The 4,111-nt window shown below is 53.5% G+C and carries 4 protein-coding genes and 1 tRNA gene; 3 read left to right on the top strand and 2 right to left on the bottom strand.

Annotated features, from left to right (window positions below):
• A partial coding sequence (locus tag ACWVCN_RS07795) for a GNVR domain-containing protein (RefSeq protein WP_455244999.1) occupies window positions 1–472 on the top strand: 472 nt, incomplete at its 5' end.
• A gap of 958 nt (window positions 473–1,430) precedes the next feature.
• Here ACWVCN_RS07795 and ACWVCN_RS07790 read toward each other — a convergent pair.
• A complete protein-coding gene (locus ACWVCN_RS07790) occupies window positions 1,431–1,673 on the bottom strand; it encodes a hypothetical protein (RefSeq protein ID WP_455244998.1) in 243 nt (80 codons plus the stop codon).
• A 321-nt stretch (window positions 1,674–1,994) separates the two neighbouring features.
• Window positions 1,995–2,071, bottom strand: a tRNA-Met gene (locus ACWVCN_RS07785).
• Window positions 2,072–2,160: 89 nt separating this feature from the next.
• Between ACWVCN_RS07785 and fmt the strand changes: the two genes are divergently transcribed.
• Window positions 2,161–3,105, top strand: a complete 945-nt coding sequence (fmt, locus tag ACWVCN_RS07780) for a methionyl-tRNA formyltransferase (protein WP_455244997.1) — start codon at window positions 2,161–2,163, stop codon at window positions 3,103–3,105.
• Window positions 3,106–3,126: 21 nt separating this feature from the next.
• Window positions 3,127–4,111 (top strand): transcription antitermination factor NusB (locus tag ACWVCN_RS07775; RefSeq protein WP_455244996.1); only part of this gene is annotated, 985 nt, incomplete at its 3' end.

Raw genomic sequence — 4,111 nt, 5'->3', positions numbered from 1 at the left:
GGAAGTGCAGCTACAGGTCATGGGTTCCTACCTCTCTGCCGACAATCCTGAAGTGGCGCGAGTCCGCTCGAGTATCAGCGAGCTGAAGAAACAGCTTCGTATCATGGAGTCAGGAACGGGCGGAAAGGAACGCCCGGGAGGTGATCGGTTGCATCCTGCCATCACGAGTGTGCCGGCTCTCGCATTAGAGTATGGACGTCTGATGCGCGATCTGAAGGTGCAAGAAACACTCTATGCGCTTTTGGTGTCTCAGTACGAACAGGCCAAACTGACGGAAGCTCGAGACACTCCGACGGTTCAAGTGCTCGATCCGGCAGTTCCGGCGGAGAAGAAAAGCCGGCCGAAGATTTCTCTAAACCTCATTATTGCAGGTATGCTCAGTCTGCTCATTGGCATCTTCTGGGCCTTCGTGCGTGAAGCCATCGATCGAAGAAAAGCCCAAGTATTATCCCCTGAAGCGGCCTCCTCATAACCCGAACACAGATCTTTCATCTAAAACCGTGGGAACCGTGGACTACCACTCTTCCGGTTAGTAGCTGCCCCGTTCCGCGCTCAAAATTCTTATGTGTAAGAGTGGATTAGAGAGAGGGAATATGAAAATTGTATGGTTGCGGCAGAAGGATTTGAGGTGCCACTTTCTTTGAACGAAGGTAGCACGCCAAAAAGTATGCTGTGATAGTTCAGATGATTCTCAGCTGCTGACAGGAATCACTCGAATGTACGACGTGACGCTTATGGACGCCGATACCTTTGCCACGTAGCAAGTCCAAGAAACCCCAGTCCGAATGCCAATGCAGTTCCTGGTATAGGAACAGTCTTACCGTTTTCCGACTGCGGCGTAACGACGCTATTTAAGCGAGACGGAGAAGGTGGTGGTGGATTATCTGAGCCACTCTTAAATGGATTGAATCCCATGGCGTGAACGAAACCAGGTATTGCCAAGATTACCGTGAATGCTGCAACGGCAAGGTACTTCATGTTTGTTCCTCCAAATACGTTTATTGAGAATAGGCTCTAGCAAAGGCGAGGCAAGATATAAAAAGTTACAATTTTTGTCTACTGTGGTGAATACGTAGTGTTAGCCCCGGTCTCGTGGACACATTATGTCCCGTTTGGAGGTAGTACCTGAGAAATATTTCCACAGCCTTAAAGGGAAATGAGGATTGGTTGGTTGCGGGGGCTCGATTTTAGCGGCATTTTCAATCCCCTTGCGCATCGCGCTGAAGTAAGAGAGCCGGGGAAGCCGCCCGGATGTGAGAAAAGTTTAACTCGCGGTTTGTTTGTTCGCTAATCCTTCAGAAGATTCTATGGTCTTAGTTCCATCACCTAATGTAAGTCGGCTGCATGGCCCCGATTTTAGCGAGTCAAAACAACCTCTCTGCGAAATGGTGCATCGTCGTGCGGATTCCCTATCAAGCCGTCTCCTTCCTTTAGGGTAGGTCTCCGATTTCAATCCGTGTTGCAGTTTGCGGAATCGGAAGCAGTTCGCATTCATGCATTTGAAGCCCGCGCCGGTCGAGATATTCCTTTTCCGATTGGCATTCTTCCCATGTATAGGGACCGAACATTTTATTCTCGACATGCGCTTGAAAGCGTTCTGGTCCGTACGGGTGCCAGACGGTCGTAATCGTAAAGAGGGGGACGATCAAATACCACGCAATTTGTACCAGCATAAACACTACCTGCCGTCAGCGGTTCGAGACATGCGAATTACTTTCGTTCATGACATGGACGGTCACATCCAGCCATACCGTACTTTCTTAAGCATCGCCAGATTTTTCCTCATTTCGACAGGATTGAATTTTCACCGTCGCTTCATGCCGGGTATCATAGGACTTCCAGTTTAAAGACAGAGGGAAATGGAGGCGGACACGCAGATCGGGCACCACCGAGATAGCCCTGCGCCAGATAGGTTAGAGCGATTTCGAAGCTGAGCTAATCGGGGGTTATGAAGAGTTGTTCAATCTTGTGGTAGGGAGGAGTTTAAATATTGTTGGTTGCGGGGGAAGGATTTGAACCTTCGACCTTTGGGTTATGAGCCCAACGAGCTACCAGGCTGCTCCACCCCGCGCGCGGATGTTAACAAAGCGTTGATTGCCAAGTCAAACGAGGTTCAGCTCTGCCGTTGCTTTCGTTCCGCATGAATGCTAAAGCCATGTCATGCGAATCGTATTCATGGGAACGCCTGATTTTGCGGTTCCATCTCTCGAAGCTCTTTTGAAATCCGGCGACGAAGTAGTCGGCATCGTCACGCAGCCAGATCGTCCGAAGGGCCGCGGTCAGGTCATGGCCTTATCGCCAGTCAAGCAAGTGGCACTGCGCGAGTCCATTCCCATCCTGCAACCGACCAAAATGAAAGATCCGGAGTTCCTTGCCGCACTCACGGCTTGGAGACCGGATTTAATTGCCGTGGCTGCATTCGGTCGCATCCTTCCTCCGGCGATCCTTTCCCTTCCGCCTCACGGCTGCATCAATGTGCATGGCTCGCTGCTGCCGAAATATCGCGGAGCAGGCCCGATCCAATGGGCCATCATCAACGGCGAAACGGAGACCGGTATTACGACGATGCTGATGGACGAAGGCATGGATACCGGCGCTATGCTGCTGCAAGAAGCGATTCCGATCGAACCGAACGATACGGCCGGCAGTCTGTCCCCCAAACTTGCCGAACTGGGCGGTCGTTTGTTGGTCCAGACGATTGCGCAGTTGAAAGCAGGGAGCGTAGTTCCCCGTCCTCAAGACCACGCGAAGGCGACAATGGCTCCTCTGCTGAAGAAGGAAGATGGGGTGATCGACTGGGCATTGCCAGCCCTGTCAATTGCCAATCGGATCCGCGGATTGACTCCCTGGCCCGGAGCCTATACGTTCTTTGGTTCCGATCGATGGACGATCTCGAAAGCTGTGTCCTCGGCAGAACAGTCTCGTGAAACGCCAGGATGCATCGTTGCCGTCGCAAAGGACGCGATCACCGTATCGACGGGAGAAGGTTCTCTCACCCTGCAGGAAATTCAGCCGGCGAATAGTCGTCGGATGACGGTGGCGCAGTACTTGGCCGGCCATTCTGTCGAGATCGGTCAGGAACTGGGCGCGCAACCGGCCACCTAGTTCTTCATAGCCCACTTCTACATGCCCATGCCTCGCAACCGCCGGCTTGCTTCTCTACCTCAGTCAGCCAGATCCGTTGCCCTATCGGTCTTGGTGGAGTCTGTCACATCAGAGGAAGGAGTCGATGTCCTCCTCGATCGCGCCGGTTCGTCGTCTGCATTAGACAGCAGGGATCGTTCGTTGGCCATGGAACTGGCCTATGGCGTGTTGCGTCGGCAGGGTACGATCGATTGGCGGCTTGGATTCGTGCTCGATAAGCCGGTGCACCGCTTGCCGATTCTCGTTCAAATGCTCCTGCGGGTTGGGGCCTACCAGATTTTGTATCTGGAGCGCATCCCGCAGTCTGCTGCGGTGAACGAGTCAGTCAATCTTGCCAAAGCCTACAGCCGAGTAATGGGACGAGATTGGAGCGGCTTCGTGAATGCGGTCCTCCGATCCCTGATCCGCGAGTCAGCGCCGCCGTGGCCTTCGGAACCTCCCAAAGCTCTCGCAGTCCGTTGCTCCGTTCCCGAATGGCTCAGCCGTCGTTGGTTTGAGCGACTCGGCTTGGAGAAAGCTGAGCAGGCCTGTGAACAGACTTGCGGTATTCCTCCTCTCACTGTTCGCGTGAATCGGTTGAAAACAACGAGAGAAGATTTCTTGGCACGGCTCCATCAAGCCGGGATTGCCGCGCAAACCACTGCCGTCAGTCCAGTCGGAATCGTCATTCAAGACAGTGGGCCGGTTCCAGACCTGCCTGGCTTTGTTGAGGGGTTGTTCTACGTTGAGGATGAAGCGGCCCAATTGATTCCGCTTGTTCTCTCACCCCGGCCCGGGGACGTCATTCTTGACGCTTGTGCAGCACCGGGTGGAAAAGCTACCCACCTGGCTGAATTGACGGGAGATCAGGGTGCGGTGTATGCCATTGATCGGAAGGGGCCCCGCCTCGACCTACTACGCAATAATTCTGTCCGTCTCGGAATAAAGTGCATCATTCCACTGGTGGGCGATGTTCGTCATCCATCCG

The organism is Petrachloros mirabilis (assembly GCF_975968855.1).
Note: the sequence above shows the minus strand (reverse complement) of the source record. Positions and strands in the feature narration are given on the sequence as shown.

What these genes read in the sequence shown, in the direction of transcription:
- ACWVCN_RS07790 (WP_455244998.1), bottom strand. Translation starts at nt 1,673, where the DNA reads ATGCTGGTACAAATTGCGTGGTATTTGATCGTCCCCCTCTTTACGATT.
- fmt (WP_455244997.1), top strand. Translation starts at nt 2,161, where the DNA reads ATGCGAATCGTATTCATGGGAACGCCTGATTTTGCGGTTCCATCTCTC.